12 protein-coding genes are annotated in these 17331 nt (G+C 40.6%); 4 read left to right on the top strand and 8 right to left on the bottom strand.

Annotated elements, in window-relative coordinates:
- Positions 1-47: 47 nt before the first annotated feature.
- Both GC096_RS02090 and GC096_RS02085 read left to right on the top strand, forming a co-directional pair.
- The gene (locus GC096_RS02090; RefSeq protein ID WP_171628652.1) at positions 48-1664 is read left to right on the top strand and encodes a sensor histidine kinase; all 1617 of its coding nucleotides are present in this window, start codon (positions 48-50) and stop codon (positions 1662-1664) included.
- Positions 1642-3246, top strand: coding sequence for a response regulator (locus GC096_RS02085; protein ID WP_171628651.1), 1605 nt, complete (start codon positions 1642-1644; stop codon positions 3244-3246). Before GC096_RS02090 ends, GC096_RS02085 begins: the two co-directional genes overlap by 23 nt.
- Before the next feature lie 272 nt (positions 3247-3518).
- Here the strand turns inward: GC096_RS02085 and GC096_RS02080 are convergent, their stop codons facing one another.
- From GC096_RS02080 to GC096_RS02070, 3 genes are read right to left on the bottom strand one after another with little or no spacing between them, the layout of a single operon-like run.
- Positions 3519-4337 carry a carbohydrate ABC transporter permease gene (locus GC096_RS02080; protein ID WP_171628650.1) on the bottom strand — a complete coding sequence of 273 codons (819 nt, stop codon included), beginning with the start codon at positions 4335-4337 and terminating at the stop codon, positions 3519-3521.
- Complete coding sequence (locus GC096_RS02075; RefSeq protein WP_171628649.1) at positions 4334-5203, bottom strand: carbohydrate ABC transporter permease; 870 nt, start codon at positions 5201-5203, stop codon at positions 4334-4336. Before GC096_RS02075 ends, GC096_RS02080 begins: the two co-directional genes overlap by 4 nt.
- Positions 5204-5230: 27 nt before the next feature.
- Entirely contained in the window at positions 5231-6550 is a 1320-nt protein-coding gene (locus tag GC096_RS02070; RefSeq protein ID WP_171628648.1) for an ABC transporter substrate-binding protein, read from the bottom strand.
- Between the two features lie 157 nt (positions 6551-6707).
- On the opposite strand from GC096_RS02070, the gene GC096_RS02065 reads away from it, so the two are divergent.
- Together GC096_RS02065 and GC096_RS02060 are read left to right on the top strand one after the other, a co-directional pair.
- A complete protein-coding gene (locus GC096_RS02065) occupies positions 6708-8498 on the top strand; it encodes a sensor histidine kinase (RefSeq protein WP_171628647.1) in 1791 nt (596 codons plus the stop codon).
- A 2-nt stretch (positions 8499-8500) separates the two neighbouring features.
- Entirely contained in the window at positions 8501-10021 is a 1521-nt protein-coding gene (locus GC096_RS02060; RefSeq protein WP_171628646.1) for a response regulator transcription factor, read from the top strand.
- 131 nt (positions 10022-10152) lie between these two features.
- Here GC096_RS02060 and GC096_RS02055 read toward each other — a convergent pair whose 3' ends face one another.
- The 5 genes from GC096_RS02055 to GC096_RS02035 form a co-directional block, all read right to left on the bottom strand.
- Positions 10153-11037: a carbohydrate ABC transporter permease gene (locus GC096_RS02055; RefSeq protein ID WP_171628645.1), complete on the bottom strand. Its 885-nt coding sequence runs from the start codon at positions 11035-11037 to the stop codon at positions 10153-10155.
- An 18-nt stretch (positions 11038-11055) separates the two neighbouring features.
- Complete coding sequence (locus tag GC096_RS02050; protein WP_246302529.1) at positions 11056-11913, bottom strand: ABC transporter permease; 858 nt, start codon at positions 11911-11913, stop codon at positions 11056-11058.
- 162 nt (positions 11914-12075) lie between these two features.
- A complete protein-coding gene (locus GC096_RS02045; protein WP_171628643.1) occupies positions 12076-13800 on the bottom strand; it encodes an extracellular solute-binding protein in 1725 nt (574 codons plus the stop codon).
- Positions 13801-13887: 87 nt separating this feature from the next.
- On the bottom strand, positions 13888-15504 hold the full coding sequence (locus GC096_RS02040) for a response regulator transcription factor (protein WP_171628642.1): 1617 nt from the start codon (positions 15502-15504) through the stop codon (positions 13888-13890).
- Between the two features lie 8 nt (positions 15505-15512).
- Positions 15513-17255: a sensor histidine kinase gene (locus GC096_RS02035; RefSeq protein WP_171628641.1), complete on the bottom strand. Its 1743-nt coding sequence runs from the start codon at positions 17253-17255 to the stop codon at positions 15513-15515.
- Positions 17256-17331: the final 76 nt, after the last annotated feature.

Raw genomic sequence — 17331 nt, 5'->3', positions numbered from 1 at the left:
TTCAGAATACCTTGGAAAGCTCCGCCTCCAAACAGCTGGAATACACGATGGATAGTCTGGAAAAATCATTAAGGCAAATTGAAACACAGTCCCTGCTTCTGCTAAACGATTCCAGCATAAAATCATATTCCACGTCTCTTCAATTTCCCGAATACGTAGACCACTTACTACTGCGTAAAACCATAGAAGATAAATTGACTGTTCATAACGAAGTGAACAACATGATTTATAATTTAACCTTGTACTTCCCAACGCTACACGAATCGATCTCTAGCAAAAAATTAGTGACTTTATCCGAAGAACAACTGATAGAAGCACCAAAAAACAAATGGTTTCAACACATACAAGATGACCGTTTTAGCTTTCGACTAATTTTCACAAACCCAACATTTCCTTCTGAAGATTTCAACAACGTAACTAGCGCAGTAGAAACCTCCGTCTCCTTGGAATACATGAAATCTGTTCTGCAAACAATGGATTTATCTGGAAACGGTACCTCGTTTTTTTATTTTGAAGGCATGCCTTTGATCAGTAACCATCAAAACGATTACAACTTTCTCCCAATGCTGAAATCGGCAAAGATGCTTGAAAGGCAGGAGACGCAAGGATCTGGACCCTTGCGTAATTCTATGAAAATTGATGGAGTAAGCTATTTAATACAGACGATTTACAGCCCATCTCTCCAAGGAACACTTATCAGCTATGTTAAATTAAGTGACTTCTTAAGCCCGCTCCAAAAAATGAACCGTCTTGTTAATGTAAGTTTATTTCTACTATTTTTAACTGGGTTAACATTTGTATATTTTATATATCGCCATTTTCGTATGCCTTTCAGCTACTTAGTAAAAAAACTCGAGCAACTGGGTTCCGGTAATGTAAATAGCAGAGCTGTTCTTAAAGTAAATAACGAATTTGATTTTCTATTCGATCGCTTTAATGAAATGGCCTCTAGAATAAAAGCCCTAATTGAGAATGTGTACGAGGAGCGCGTTCGTGCACGCGAAGCGGAATATAAGCATTTACAATCACAGATTAATCCTCATTTCTTATATAACAGCTTATTTTACATCGTAAGCATGGCGCATAAATCACCTGACGCCGTAATCTCGATGGCAAAAAATTTATCCCATTTCTACCGTTACATCACACGCAAAGTAGGTTTTGAAGTAACGCTTGCTGATGAAATTCAACTCGTAGAATCCTATTTAGAGGTCCAGTCCCTTCGTAACAAACATCTGTCTTATGAAATACATATCCCGGCACCGATGCTAGAACTTCCAGTTCCAACACTGTTGCTCCAGCCGGTAATTGAAAATGCTATTGTTCATGGTTTAGAACGCAAAAGATTTTCAGGCAAAATCTTGATTAATGGGGTTTCTATTGATAAACAATATATTCTGACCGTGGATGATGATGGAGCAGGAATGTCACCGTTGGAGCTCGAGGAGCTCAAACGGTGCGTTTATAACCCTCCCTCATCCTCTGAGTCGTCTGCCAATGAGATGAGTTGCGGACTGTTAAACATTCATCAGAGGTTAGTTAACCGATATGGCAATAAGAGTGGAGTAGCATTTTCGAATAACGATTGGGGTGGCTTAAAGGTTACCCTTACCATATCAGAAGAGAAGACGGTGAAGACAAATGAACGTATTATTGGTGGATGACGAAGATTATGTACTGGATTATTTAGAGGAAACAATAAAATGGCCGACCTTTGGAATTACCAGTCTATATCGGGCAAACTCCGTCGACGAAGCGTTGGAAATCATCCATCATATTCCTATCTCCATTACGATTACCGACATCCGAATGCCGGAAAAAAGCGGTTTGGAGCTATTATCAGCAATTAAGGAAAATAATTTCAATATAAAAGTGATTCTTCTAACGGGTTATTCAGAATTTGAATATGCCAGACAAGCACTCCAACATGGTGCTGCTGATTATTTACTAAAGCCTGTAACCAATGAGGAAGTAGAGATTTCTTTACAGAATCTGTTAACACTAATAGGGAACGAGAATAAGAATAAGGAAGAAATATTAGCAGCTGAAGATGTGCTCCGAAATGGTATTTCTCGTATGAGAACACATCTCTTATTGGACCTGCTTTTAGGCAAACGCTATCCCAATGGTGAATTAGATCAACAACTCTCATCCTTGCGCCTGTCGATCACTTCTGGAGATGAATGTGTACTAGCTCTTCTTCGGATTGAAACCGAACTTTCAGATTCCAGCGCTGAGGATTTGGAGTTATTTCACTACGCAATTGTAAATATAGCTGAAGAAATCTTTAAGGAGAAAGGAATTCCCCAACCAAATTTATGGACTTGCAGTGACTCCCACAATTATTTAATCATGATGTTACCATTAGAATATCTAGGTGGTTTAGGTCACATTACTGAGGGAATTAATCAACTTCATCATGCAGTCAAACTATATATAAAGAGAACAGTTTCGATTCTTGTAAGCCGTCCCTTGTTTGTAAACGAAAAACTGGACCAAATATATCTCCAAGCTTTGAATCAATTCTGGAGTTTAATAGGAATACGAAATGATGTAATGCTCACACTCGATCAACAATTAAATACAACTACAACGAAAATGAGGCCGTTAGTTCGTCTATATGAAACCCCATCTCTCATGCAATTGTTTGAGTCAGGACGTTGGGATGAGGCCGTTCACAGACTGGAATTTGTACTTGCAGAATTAAACATGCCGGATTACCAGACCCAAGAACATGCGACTGAAGTTGTCTACCATTTGTACAACTGCTTCTCCTATTTAGCACATAGACAAGGCGATTCTTTTATCGATTTGTTAGGAAATTCTTTATCCAACCAATTGCAACGATTCCATTCTACTGAAGCTATTCGCAGTTGGGCTAATACATTAATAGAACAGTTCAGAGTATCGCTTCACGATAGCTTAGGTAATCAAAACCGAATTATGCGGCAGATTCAAGAATACATCGAACAAAACCTTCAATCGGATTTGTCACTTACGGTGATCGGAGAACATGTTTATTTGCACCCGGTATATCTTTCACGATTGTACAAAAAAGCAACGGGCGAAAGTTTTTCATCTTACATCACTCGGGTTAGAATGGAGAAAGCAGCACTCTTGCTAACTTCGACGAATAAAAAGGTCTACGATATAGCCTGTGAGGTTGGTTACCAAAAGACGCAATATTTTATTCGTTTGTTTAAAGAATACTATGGCTACACGCCACAAAGCTATAGAAACAGGTAATCCAAATCAATTCATGATGTTCGGTTCCTGTAGATACAATAATTGCCGCCTTTATTTGAAGGCGGCAACATTTTACGTGTTGAGCAAAGGTAAAAAATTACCAAATAGTTTTATCTCAAATAATTGTTGGGTATACCAGTCATATCCCATGAAATAATATTGCACGTTTTTAGTACTTATATACAAATCAATAGAACATTTTATAAAAGAAGCACCATGGGCATACTAGATCCCATGGTGCTTCACTTTTAAAAAGCGTATTCCGTTGAAATTTACCCTTTAACAGCACCCGCGGTCATACCCTCGATAATATACCTTTGAAGGAATAAATAGACGATCAACATAGGGAGCATGACGGAAAGCAGATCTGCAAAAACAAGTTGCCATTCCGTACCTTTTTGTGAAACAAAATTGTATACAGTGAATGGAAGTGTCCACATGCTGGTATCACTTATAATATATAAAGTGTTCATGAAGTCGTTCCAAGTGAAAATCGCAACGAATACAGAAGTAGTTGCAATCGACGGTGTAAGTAATGGGAAAATAATTCGACTAAAAGTTGTGAAGCTTCCAGCACCATCTATGGTAGCCGCTTCATCTAACTCTCTGGGCAGAGTTTTAACGAATCCGCTCATGATAAAGATAGTGAATGACAGCATAAGTGTCGTCAAGAATAGGATGAGGCCAATATATTCACCTGATAAATGAAGGAACTTCAATAATTTAATTGTTGGTATCATTGATGGGGGTGCAATAAGCCCTGAGAAAAATAAAAGGAACAGATACTGAACCCATTTGCCTTCACGTCTAGATAGAAAATAGGCTGACATAGAACCCGCGCATATGGCTAAGATAACAGTAGAGAACGTAATAAGAACACTATTTTTAAGACCATTAAGTAATCTTCCTTCGATAAAAACAGTCTTATAATTTGTCCACATCCACTGACTAGGTAAACTCAAATCTAACTTTGCTGCCTCAGCAGGGTTCTTCAAAGACCCTAAGACTACCAGAACAAGTGGAATAAATATCAACAGACTACCCAAACTAACTAGAATTGTGCGTAAAATGATTCCATATCGGTTACTCATTCGGCTGTTTCCCCCTTCTGAAGTAGCTTGAAGAGAAGAACTGAAACAACAGTTACCAATAGGAACAGGATGACGTTCGCTGCAGTACCATATGCGTATAAGCCTTGGCTGAACTGCTTCAAGATAAATGTGTTCATCACTTCCGTAGCGCCACCAGGTCCCCCGCCTGTCGTAACATAAATTAAATCAAAGGTTTTCATGGATCCAATCATGCCGAGAACAACGCTAATCGTTACTACTGGTGCAAGAATAGGCAGAATTACAAAGCGAAGTCTCTGTAGATATGTCGTACCATCAATAATGGCCGCTTCGATCATATCCTTGGGAATACCTTGTAGACCTGCAAGATATAAAGCCATAGAAGAACCAACCCACTGCCATACAGTTACAGCAGCAACTGAGAATAATGCTAGATGTGGATCACCAATCCAGTCCTTAGCCCAGTTAGATAGGCCAAGAGCTCGTAGTAATTGATTCAAGATTCCCTCTGGATGTAGTACGGTTGTAAACATATAACCTACAATCATTGCACTCAAAATACACGGTAGAAAATAAACGCTTCGGAACAAATTACGTCCCAATAGTTTACTGTTAAGGAAAAGGGCTAGGAGAACTCCCAGCCCATTCTGAAAGATGGTTACAATGAAAGCGTAAATCAAAGTATGTTTCATAGCCAGATACAAGCTTTTGGTTTTAAATAAGTCTCGGTATTGTTCAAATCCAATAAATCGGATTTGATCTTTGTATGGCGACCAATCTGTAAGTGAATAATAAAAACCAGAAACAGTTGGATAAACGTACAACACCAGAAACATTAATAGGGCAGGTAAAACAAACCAAACTGGATACATCTTTTTTTGCAGCATATTCTCCACTATCCTTCCGTCAAATACCTAGAAGCCAGTTACTCCTGCAGCTTTAGCTGCTTTATCTAAATTAGCCTGCAATCCTACAGCTACTTCTTTCGGAGACATCGTACCACCATACATCTGTTGCAAAAGTCCTTGATAATCACCGATTTCAACTGGTGTTAAGCTATTGAAGAACGGAGCAGCTTTACCCGCATCAACGTACGTTTTCATATCAGCTGTTCCTTGATTTAAACTAATTGTCAGACCAGTCCAAGTAGGAATAGATTTAACAGTGTTAAAATATTTCGTTAATTCTTGTTCGCTGCTGAAGAAATTCAAGAAATCTTTAGCGGCATCGAGATTCTTAGAGTTTTTGAATACATAAAGTCCATTAGGATCGGAAACACCTGCATAAGGATCCCCATCCCATGGTAATGGGAACATCCCAATTTGAGCATCCGGGTACTTAGTCAAGAGCGGGTCTATCGCCCAATCTGCTTGGAAGATCATTGCTGACTTACCAGAAGACACTTGTTCAAGAGACATATCGTAAGTAGCTGAGAAAAGATCCTTGTTTAGGTAACCTTTTGTAACTAGATCCTTTTGTTTTTGAAGCGCGTCTACAAATTCAGGTACTTGATCTAAAGTCGTTTTGCGAGTACTAATATTTCCCATAAGCTCTGGCTGCTTTTTGATGACATTTGTCATCGCACTAAAGGAGAATAGTTGAAGCGGCCAGCCTTCTTTTCCAGCCTCGTAGACAGGAGTCTTTCCAGCGGCTTTGATTTTTTCGCAAATCGCCAGAAATTCATCATATGTCTTAGGAATTGAAAGACCCAAATCTGCAAAAACCTTTTTATTATAGATGACACCGGATACACTCATGCCAGTAACCGGGATACCATACGTCTTACCACTTCCGCCAAAAGAATATTTTTTCGTGGCTGGATTAATTCGTGAAATATAACTTTCGTTACTAAGGTCGAGCAAATTTTTCTCAGGTTGTAATGCTTTCACTGCCCCTTCATTACTCCAATAAAAGAGCAAATCAGGTGCATCATTCGTTGCAAGTCGGGTATTTACTAAGTCTTTATAGTTGTTGACAGGCGCGCTTTGGATATCAAGCTTGTTCCCTGTCTTTTGTTGCCAGTCATCGAATACAATTTGCCATTTCTTTTCCTTCAACCAATCACTTGCTACCAATACCTTAAGTGTTACGGGTTTCTTGTCCGTTGGCTGAGAAGTTGCCGTTTTTTCCGGTTCATTTGTTTGCGTGCTTGTGTTACTACTACTTTGCCCGCATGCAGATAGTGTAATGGCCGAAGCCAGCAGAACTACGGCCAAGCTTTTAACGTTTGCCATATTTAAACCCCTCCATATATGTGGTTGATTTCTTCTTTATATTAGGTCATTACCCAAACTTCAGGAATGGAAATAATGAACCTCGGACATGTAAATAATGAACCTTTACGAAATGGACTTTTCATCCATGATATAATCGATTCTGGAGGTGCAGTAGATGCAGCTAAGAATACAGACTCGACTTTTCCTTGGTTTTACATTACTTAGTTCTATTTTGGTCTCCAGTAGTGGGTATCTATACTTCTCACAGACGTCAAAGGATTTATTGGACCGAGTGGAAGAAACAAATATGCAACAATTATATCGTTATCAAGAAGCGTTAGATCATATCGTTCAAGACATGGACCGTATATCGGCACAGGTCATTTATAGTACAGATATCAAGAACTATTTAATTGAAGTTAATGAAACAGATTCCTCAAGCTTTCTAAGTTTCACAAAACGTAAGAAGTATGAGGATTTACTGGCCTCGTTTAACGGTCCTTGGTTTATTGCATCACAAATCAATTTAATTTCATTAAGTGGCTTTTTTCTTACCTACGGGAAAAACATGAGCATCTTACCCGATATCGAACAGCGAATAGAAAAGGTCCACTGGATAAAAGAAGCTCTGCAACTGGAGGGTGAAAAACTTCTTATAACACCTCGTATTAACGAGTGGCAAGAGAACCAGGAATTGTTTTTTTCATTGGTACGAAGCTTCAATTTCCCACCTGCCTTAACACCTGCTGTTGTAGAAATACAACAACCCTATGAGTTACTATCAGAAACAATGGAACTAGGACAAAATAAAGAATCACAAGCAAAAGTTTTCGTTATTGATGATAGTGGGAAACAGTTCTATCCCAATAAGAAAGAAAATAAAGAGCAACCGGAGATACCTAAATTGAGTGGGAAGGTTACTGAGATTAAGGGAGCGAAAAGCAATGAGTCAGATATATGGATCAAACTTAGATCCGATTATAGTGGACTCACCATCCTCATACAACAGCCCAAGTCGGTAGTTATGGAGCCCATCATTCGCTTACAAAAAATGACTTGGCTTTTAGGAATATTAGGCGAATGCATATCACTTGTTATTGCCTATATACTTTCCGCTGGTATTGCTTCCCCAATTCGATATCTACAAACTCGTCTAGATAAATTGAGCCTTGATAATATGAATATCTCAACAACGAAGAAACTCCGGAACACGAAAGAAATTGCATCACTTTATTCGACATTTGAAGATATGAGGACCAGACTTAACGATTCCCTTACTGAGGTACTTCAAGCTCAAAAACGGGAAAACCTAGCTCATTTACAAGCCATGTATGCACAAATGAATCCCCATTTTTTATTTAATACCTTAACATCCATGGCTTCATTCGCTGAAGAGTCGGGTTTTCCGGAACACGCCAGAATTTCCCAGAAACTGAGTAATATGCTTCGATATGCAACTCAATCTGTCAACAATTCAGTCTCTCTTAAACAGGAAATCAGATATACAATCGACTATTTAGAATTGATGCAATTCAGATACGAAGGCCAATTTTCCTATACCCTATTGGTTGATTCATCTTTCGACAATGAACCTGTTCCCAAATTCCTGCTCCAACCTTTGGTGGAAAATTCATTTACTCATGGCTTTCAGCAGGCTCGACCTCCTTGGGAAATAGAATTGTCCGTTGAGAGCAACGAAGTGAACGGATATTGGTTGATTCGAATTAAAGATAATGGATCCGGGTTTTCGAATGCTGCTTTTAAAGAAACCCAAGATTTAATCCAAGAGCTTAATAATGGACAGATTCGGCAATTAGATAACTTATCAGCCCAAGGACTAGGGCATATTGGAATTGTCAATACACTTACCCGGTGCCATCTGTTCTGGAATGGACAGGTACAATTTACTCTTAATAATCTTTCGAGAGGTATGGAATTTACCATATCCATAAGAAGGGAAGCATAAACATGTTCCGTATGATTATTGTTGAAGATGAACCACGGATTTTACGACATTTAAAAGAGAAAATCACCTATATCAGCTCTGATTTTAAAGTAATTGGCACTTACGATAATGGAGAAGATGCGCTTATCGAGCTACATTGGACTCAGCCGCATGCCATTATAACGGATATTCGCATGCCGGTTATGGACGGACTTGAGCTAATTCACAGAGTCAAAAAGAACCTTCCTGAAATACAGTGTGCTATTATAAGCGGCCATGATGATTTTCAATATTTAAGACAAGGTATAAAGCTAGGTGTAACGGATTATTTACTCAAACCCGCGTCCGACTCTGATATTCAACAGTTATTGGAGCAGATGAAGGAGAAGATCTTTCTTAATCAGAGGTTGCTAGAGGGCGAGGTAGCCAGTCAAATCAGTGGTGTATCAACGGCTCCAGGCAGTTCTCTAACAGACTGGAGTCAAATTGCAAAAGAATTGTTCTATCATGGTCACTATATACTCGTCTATGCTTGGCAACCACAAGGGGATATACCCGCTGGAATTGAAAGTCGATTTGAAAACTTACTCAATGAAGGTGAAAAATACACCTCACTTCCTTCTACATCAGGAAATGAACGAATTCTCTTATTCGGGGTCCACTCCTGTTCGCCTGGACGTCAGAAAGAATGGACGAAAGCAGTTGAAAATTTAATTGTCACCGAAGCTGGTCTTACAATTTCGATGGCCTTATCTGAGATAGGCATACAACCAATTCCGGACTTACTTGATCAATGTAAGAGAGAAGTTAGGGTTCAAAGCCGATTTGGAGGATGTTGTTTCTGGCTGTCCGATTCAACACCCGAGAATATCCAACCCCTTCTCGAACCGTACCAGCCCATTACACAACGATTGGCCCAATTTATCATTAAACAACAGAAACAGTTGTTTTGCAAAGAGTTAGAGTTGTTGATAGCTGGAGAGCAAACCCTACAAGTTCCAGAGACTAGAAAAGGTTGGGAACAGCTATTACTGTTTATTTCCCACTCCTTACACAATCAATCTAAAGATTATTTCTCAACAAATTTCGAAACCATGCAAGCAATGGAAGCCGAATTAAGCGAGGAAGTATGGCGAATACGGCAGATAAATGAATTGTTTCACCATATAAAGGAAATATGGTGTTCTTATTTCTTCAAAGCTGAAACCGAACAAACCACCTACCGAGATTGGGCTAAGGATGCTAAGCAATACATCCATAACTATTACAATGAAAACATTTCTCTTACAAGTATTGCAGACAACTTACAGCTGAATCAGGCATATTTAAACCGGTTATTCAAGAAAGCGTATCATACCTCCATCCCCGACTATCTTGTCAAAATTCGAATGGAGGAAGCCGGTCGTTTTATTAAGGAACATCCATTTGTCTTGATTAAGGAAATCGCCGAGCATGTTGGTTATTTGGACCCCTTTCATTTCAGTAAGGCATTCAAGCAGTATACTGGATTTAGTCCAAGTGATTATAAGACTAAGGCGGATTGATAATACTACAGTCAATACCTGGCAGAAAACTTTTCGTGAGATCATCCCCAAATGAGAATATAAATAGCGCGATCACCAAAGGGCGAACGCGCTATGTTTTTGAAGCGTACTTAGTTCTCATCTTACAATCTTTATTCCTTCACACTCCCCATGACAATTCCCTTAATAAAGAAACGCTGAAGGAACGGATAAACCAGCAGAATCGGTAGCGCACCTAGAAAGATTTGTGCAGCTTTCGCCGTCTGTTCATTAATATTCAGTAATTGACTCAGATCGGTTGCAGCCAACTTCGTAATATCCTGCTGGACGACAATAGTTTGCAGGTAGCTCTGTAACGGATAGTGCTCAGCTGAATTCATAAAGATCAGGCCATCGAACCACGAGTTCCAGTGACTGACTGTTGCGAATAAGGTTGTCGTTGCAAGTGCAGGTAACGACAATGGTACGTAAATGCGCCATGCAGTCGTCCAATGTCCAGCTCCATCGATGAATGCCGCTTCCTCCAGTTCCTTCGGTAAACCCCTAAAAAAATTTAACAGAAGAATGATGTTGAAAACAGGAACTGCTGTGGGAAGCACTAAAGCCCAAATCGTATCCATAATCCCCGTATATTTAACCACCATATAAACGGGAATAAGTCCTCCATTAAATAAAATTGTGATAACAAATATCCAGGCATACCATGAGCGCGCTCCAAAGGAGCGAACCTCTTTGGACAACGGGTATGCGGCGAGAATTGTCATCAGGATATTTATCGGAACACCGAGACCTACGCGCTCTAAAGTAACTTGGATCGATCGGAAGAAAGCAACCTGTTTCAAGACGTAGCTGTAGGAGTCCAATGTCCAGCCAACAGGAACTAGCTTCACCGCCCCCGCCGCTGCAGCAGCATTCGAACTAAACGAGAGTGCAAGCGTGTGGACGAGGGGGAGAATACAGGCCAAAGATATACAAGACAATAGCACAAAATTGAACAAGGTGAAAAGCTTACCTGAAAACGTTTTTCGAATGACCACGTGTTTCTCTCCCCTTCCCTAGAAAATGCGATAATTGGCAAACCGATAGGCAATAAAGTAAGATCCAGAAATTAATATGAGAGAAATGACTGATTTGAACATGCCGACTGCCGTTGCAACTGAATATTGAGCATCGATGAGTCCTATCCGGTAAACAAATGTATCGATGACATCTCCACTTTCATATACAGCCGGGCTGTATAGATTAAAAATTTGATCGAACCCAGCGTTGAGTACATTTCCAATGCTTAGGACAGCCAGTAGCACAATGATAGGGGCCATACCGGGAATTGTAATATAAAGTGTTTGCTTCCACCTGCTCGCTCCATCCACAATAGCCGCTTCGTATAAAGCCGGATTTATTCCAGTTAATGCAGCCAAATACACAATTGTGTTATAACCGAATTCCTTCCATACATCTGTAGCTACAAGTGTTTGCCTAAACCATGAGTTATCTCCTAAAAAATAAATCGGTTTAACACCGAAAAATCCCAAAACTTGATTAACGATTCCATTCGTTGGCGATAGGATATCGATTAGAATACCACCAAGCAAAATCCACGATAAAAAGTGTGGTAGATAAATCAATGTCTGTACATAGCTCTTAAAAGCTTCCTTGCGAATTTCATTTAGCAGAAGCGCTATCGCGATAGGTACAATGAGATTAGCTATTATTTTCATAAATGAAATTAATAGCGTGTTCCATAATGCTCTATGGAAATCCGGCATAGCGAAGATGTAGCGAAAATTGTCCCATCCAATCCATTGGGAATCGAGGAATCCTCTAGCCGGAATAAATTTCTGAAAGGACATCACCATGCCCAGCATTGGGCCATAGGAGTACACCAAAAGCAGAATAATCGCTGGAAATATCATTAAATGAAGTGGAATTTCTCTTTTTTTGAACAGACTACCTCTTAGTTTTTTGACTGTAAGTAATGTGTGTTCCTTTCTAATAACCTTTTCACTCATTGTAAGTCGCCTCACTTTCGTTAAAGAGAAAGGAGCTGAGGAGAATCCTCAGCCCCCTTTCTCTTGTTATTTCTTGGACTTCGCCCAATCATTAACTTCTTTCGTGATTTGATCCCCGCCTAAGCTCTTCCAGTCGCTTACGAACTTGTCAAAAGAATCAATAGAGGCACCCATGATTATTTTGGTAAACGTCTCAAGCTCGGATTTCTGTAGTGTAGTAAATTTATCGCCCATTGTTTGAGTCGGTGTTCCGTAGAATTCACTTGGCATTAGTAGGTTGTTCTTCACGTATTGATTGATAGTTGCATAAGATCCTTCTCGACCGAACACTTTATCAAAGCCCCAATCTGCCACATCGCCTTGCCCTTGAGCTGCCTTAACACTGTGATTATAAGCATCGTTTTCTTCTGCGTTCAGTCCAGATGGATCCTTCTTGTCTAGAGCCGCTACAACATCTTGATGTACCTTTAAGTTTTTTTCTGGTTGTCCAGCAGAAACAGGCGGATACATCCATACCTCATTCCCATTGGCTTTGGAGTGAGCTGTCCATACATCATTCGATGTACTTGGGTCGTTCAAATATTTTACAACTAGGTTCAACAACTTGATGGCTGCCTCAGGATGCTTATTTGATTTACTCACAACGAGGTAGGACGGATCCTCCATGGAGACACCAATGGCAGGAATTTGTGCCATAGCCGGGTTGCTGTCTACAGATACGATCGGATACGCCTGCCAATCAGCTTTCGGATCGTTCTTTCGGTTGTCACCAAGTTGACTGAGCGAAATTGGCATTTGACCAAATGTCATCCCTATCTTGCCAGATGCCACAAGCTCGCCTTCCTTGTTCGAATCCTTTACGCCAAACTCTTTGTCGATCTGTCCGTTCTTGTATAACTCCTGCAACTTCGCCAACGCTGTTTTCATTTCAGGCTGAATGCTACCATATACCAGATTACCGTCTTTTCCCTTGACCCACATTTTTGGATAGGCGTGATAACCATTGAAGTATCCATCCAGTGAGCCGAAGCCTCCGTAAAGATTTTTTTGCAGGGCAAGTCCATACGTATCTGGCTTTCCATTACCATCCGGGTCTTTCGACGTGAAAGCATCGGAAATTTTAATCAAATCGTCCATCGTTTTCGGTACCGATAAATTGAGCTTCGTCAGCCAGTCCTTGCGAATCCAGACCATTGGTGCCTGGTCTAAAGTTGACCCTCCTGCCGCTAAACCCATTAATTTGCCGTCGAACGTCGCTGATGCCAAGCCGTTACGAGTATCTTGTGCAAATTGCTTAACTATTGGTGATCCATATTTATCTACTAAACCTTTCAGATCGATAATCTGACCCGCTTCAGCCAATTGCTTTAATTGAATCGCATTCACATAGAAAAAGTCTGGTAAATCGTTTGACGCAATTGTCACATTAAGCTTGGCATCATATTGGGCGCGTGCTACGCTCCAATTATTTTTGATTTTAATACCCAACTGCTCTAGCATGTCCTTTGTCCAAATATTGTGATCTAGGTCTTCACCTTGAGCAAATTTGAGGTTATCACCAAGTGAACGCACCGTTGTCAACTCAATTGGAGTATCGTATTTTGCGAACGCTGTGTCCTTCTCACTACTTGAACTTGAAATCGGCTTATCTGATGCTTTTGCACCATTGTCGGACTTCGTTGCTGTTGCTGATTCCGAACCATTGTTTTTGTCACTACTGCAAGCTACTGCTACCAAACTTACACAGAGACAAGTTGCTAATGTTACGATCATTTTTTTTCTGATATGCATGTAGTTGAACCTCCCTTTGAATATCTGTTGGTTATACTTTTAGTATAAAGTCCAGTTACCCTCACGTATATTTCACTCTTTCGAGATTCATTGCCTTTTGTTTGGAAGTATCAAACGATATTCCTGCGGAGTCATGCCATGATGCTTTTTAAATAATCTTGTAAAATAACCCGCCATGCTGTACCCGCAAGCCTCTGCAATTTCGTGAACCTTCATGTGAGGCTGTGCGAGTAAATCTCTCGCCAAATCAAGACGCAGTCCGGTAATGTAATCAGAAATATTTCGACCTGTCACTTGTTTATACAAACTCGATAAATACGATGCATTTAAAAAAACCTTATCAGCTAACGTATCAAGAGATAGATCCTCGGTTAAATGTAGCTGAATATAGTCATGAAGATCTTGGATAAGTCGCTTTGTCCGGTCATCGGTAGTCTGCTTCTTCAAGCCCCATATCACTCTGGCGCTCTCTACCAAGAATTGTTGGGCAGCCAACTTGGATTCATGGAAAGCAACATTCATCAGACGTTCCGTATCCATGCTATTGGCCCCTTCATGGCCATAATTCAACCGATGCAAACGTTCCAACAGAATTAACGCAACGCAGTAGTATCGATAAGCATATTCACTGTAGGTCATTCCTTGAGCAATAAACAACTCTAGTTTCGTTTCAAATTCCGACGTAGATCCTGCATCCAGTTCTCGCTCCAAATCGGAAATCAAATGACGACCAAGTTCCTGACTGTTATTATGCTTGTGCTCTTGTCCCTCATACGTGAGCAGCATTTCCTTCCCATTTCCGAAACCAAGCAGTAATTGCTGTTTTAGATTGCGATAGGAATTTGGAATGTCCCCCCACAACTCTAAACGGCCCATAGTAGCAAGTGAAATTGATAATCGGAGCAACTCCCGACAAGTTACTTGAATGCTTTCAAGAGTACCGAGCACATAAGGTATTAATTCTTCCTGAGAAGCATCCGCTTCTGTGTTTTCAGATTGAATCAGCCAAACAAATTCAGGGCCTTCAAGGATGATCGGTAAGAATACAGAACGTTGGAGATGCTCCTCGGCAATATTCTGTATAGCATATAATAGCAGGGCCTTGTCCATGGAAGTAAAGTCTTCATTCCATCCGTCAATCCGTCCCACAAGAAGCAACACTTTATTCTCATTGGAGAGAACCACACCTAGTTCAGCGAATCGTCTATCCGAAACCTGGAAATGAAATTCCCTCTGATCTAACATACTAAGAAACCACTCTTTACGCAGCACAGGTAGCGCATGAAGTACCTGGTGTTTAGCTTTTTGCAAGAATTGCTCACTATCCGAGTTTTCTTGTAAAACAGCAATTGCCCTCTTCAAAGATTGAACAATTGCTTCATCTCCTTCCATCTTTAAAATATAGTCGCTCCCCCCGCCACGAATGGCTTGCTGTGCGAAATCCAAATCACGAATACCCGTTAAGAAAATGATCTGACATTTGGGCCAGCGCTCTCGAATCCAGGCTTGCAACTCAAGCCCATTCATCCCAGGCATCCTCATATCACTAATGACGATGTCCATTTTCGTCCGCAGCATCCGTTGTGTCGCCTCTTCCGCTGAGTAAGCACAGTATATATTAAGATCCAATTCATTATGCTCGGTAAGCATTTCGTATAACCCATCTACAGTGTAAGGTTCATCATCAACAAGAAGTACTTTCATTTCCGTTCCTACTCCCTTTCTAATGGAATTATGATTGTCACTTTCAAGCCACCCAAGCTCCCAATATCCAACTGAATGCCACCTTCGGGGCCATATTGAATGCGAAGTCTTCGATGGACATTCACTAACCCTGTACTTTCAGCGACAAGCTCACCATTACTTAGGAGCATCTGCAGCTTTTTTAAAGACTCCGGTGTGATTTGGTCGCCATTATCTTCCACAACAACCAGTAGTCTCCCATCCTGTACAACACTGTTGACGATTAGTAGACCGTCTTTAGCCTTTTGCTCCAAAGCATAGTTGTATGCATTCTCGATGATCGGTTGCAAGATGAGGCGCGGCACCAGGATGTTTGATACTTCCTGAGGAATCGGCTCAAATACAGCCTTAATCCGCTGACGAAAGCGAATTGATTGAATTTCCATATAAGATTTTGCATGCTGTGCTTCCTTGTCAAAAGGGGCTTTATCGCTGCCATCACGAGTTATATACTGGAAATACTCACCCAAATGCTTCGTTAGGTGGATAAGATTTTCATTATCGTGTAGTTTCGCCATTCGGTACAGAATAAAATAGGTATTATATAGAAAATGAGGGTTAATTTGCGATTGCAAATGCCGAAGTTCCGCAGATTGAGCGCGGTATTGTTGCTCATATACTTCATGAACTAGCACACCTAATTGCCGAACTGTAGCATTAAATCGTTCATACAGAAAACCAAATTCATCTTGAAAGGGCGCTTTCAGCGAGATTTCAAAATCTCCCTGCTCCAGCTTACGAAAAGCGGCAACGAGAATTCGAAGCGGACGGTGAATCATACGGTAAATAGAAAATGAAAATGCGAACATGATTGCAACTGCCGACAGAGATAGGATGATTAGCCACATTCGATACGTCTGAAGTGGTAACAACAAACTCTGTGTAGGAACAAACATCAGCAAGGTAGCATTCAGTGTTTCAGAGTCCTTTTGTGCGACCATAAATGTCATATTGTCAATTTTTACATTCCCGATTTCGCTTGTTATTTGTTTTCTCTCATTCTCAACTTGCTGCAAAAATTTCTTTCCTTGTTGCACATCGACTGCACCCGATACGGTCCATAGTGAATTCTTCCCGGTAAGAACAGCGCCTCCTCCCTCATTTGTAAAGCGACTTAGCGTAGTCTCTAAAGCTTGCCGTGAGATTTCCACTGCCATTACAAAGCGGGGTGACTTGTTAATAGAGGGATCTGGATAGGATATGCTAATAAACAGCCGATCCTGCCAAACGATAAATGGTGTCTGAAATCGGTTATTCGCCTGACGAAGCGCTTCGAATTCCACTCGGTTGAAGTTTGTGATATCAATTTCATTGGAAGTAATGGATCGGTCTATATCCGGGATATATGCGATGACATTAGCGATAAAGTTACTAGAGCTCTTCAGCAGATCCAGCCTGCTCTTCAGTCTGAGAATACTGTCCATTCGCTCAATATCCGTCATAAATGACGCAGACGTGCTCAGCTTAAGCAAATCATCGTCGTTGACATATTGTTGAAGAAGACCGACTGTTCGGCTAAAATCACTCTCCAAAATTTCCATATACAGGTCGACCCGAGAAGATAGAGAGTTACTGATCTCGTTTCTTACGATTCCAGAGCCTGACACATTCATTTTCAAGCCGATGAAATACAGCGGACTTAAGACCAGCAGGAACGTTAGGATCAGCTTTGGAAGCAGACGCAATCTGCTTATTCTCCTGATAAACTTCATCAACAAATCACTTCCTTTTACGGCATATTGAAAGGACAAAAGCAGTGGCGTCAAGTTAGTCTGACGCCACTGCCTT

This window comes from Paenibacillus plantarum, from assembly GCF_013141695.1.
Classification (GTDB): domain Bacteria; phylum Bacillota; class Bacilli; order Paenibacillales; family NBRC-103111; genus Paenibacillus_E; species Paenibacillus_E plantarum.
This window is presented reverse-complemented; position numbering and strand designations above follow the sequence as displayed.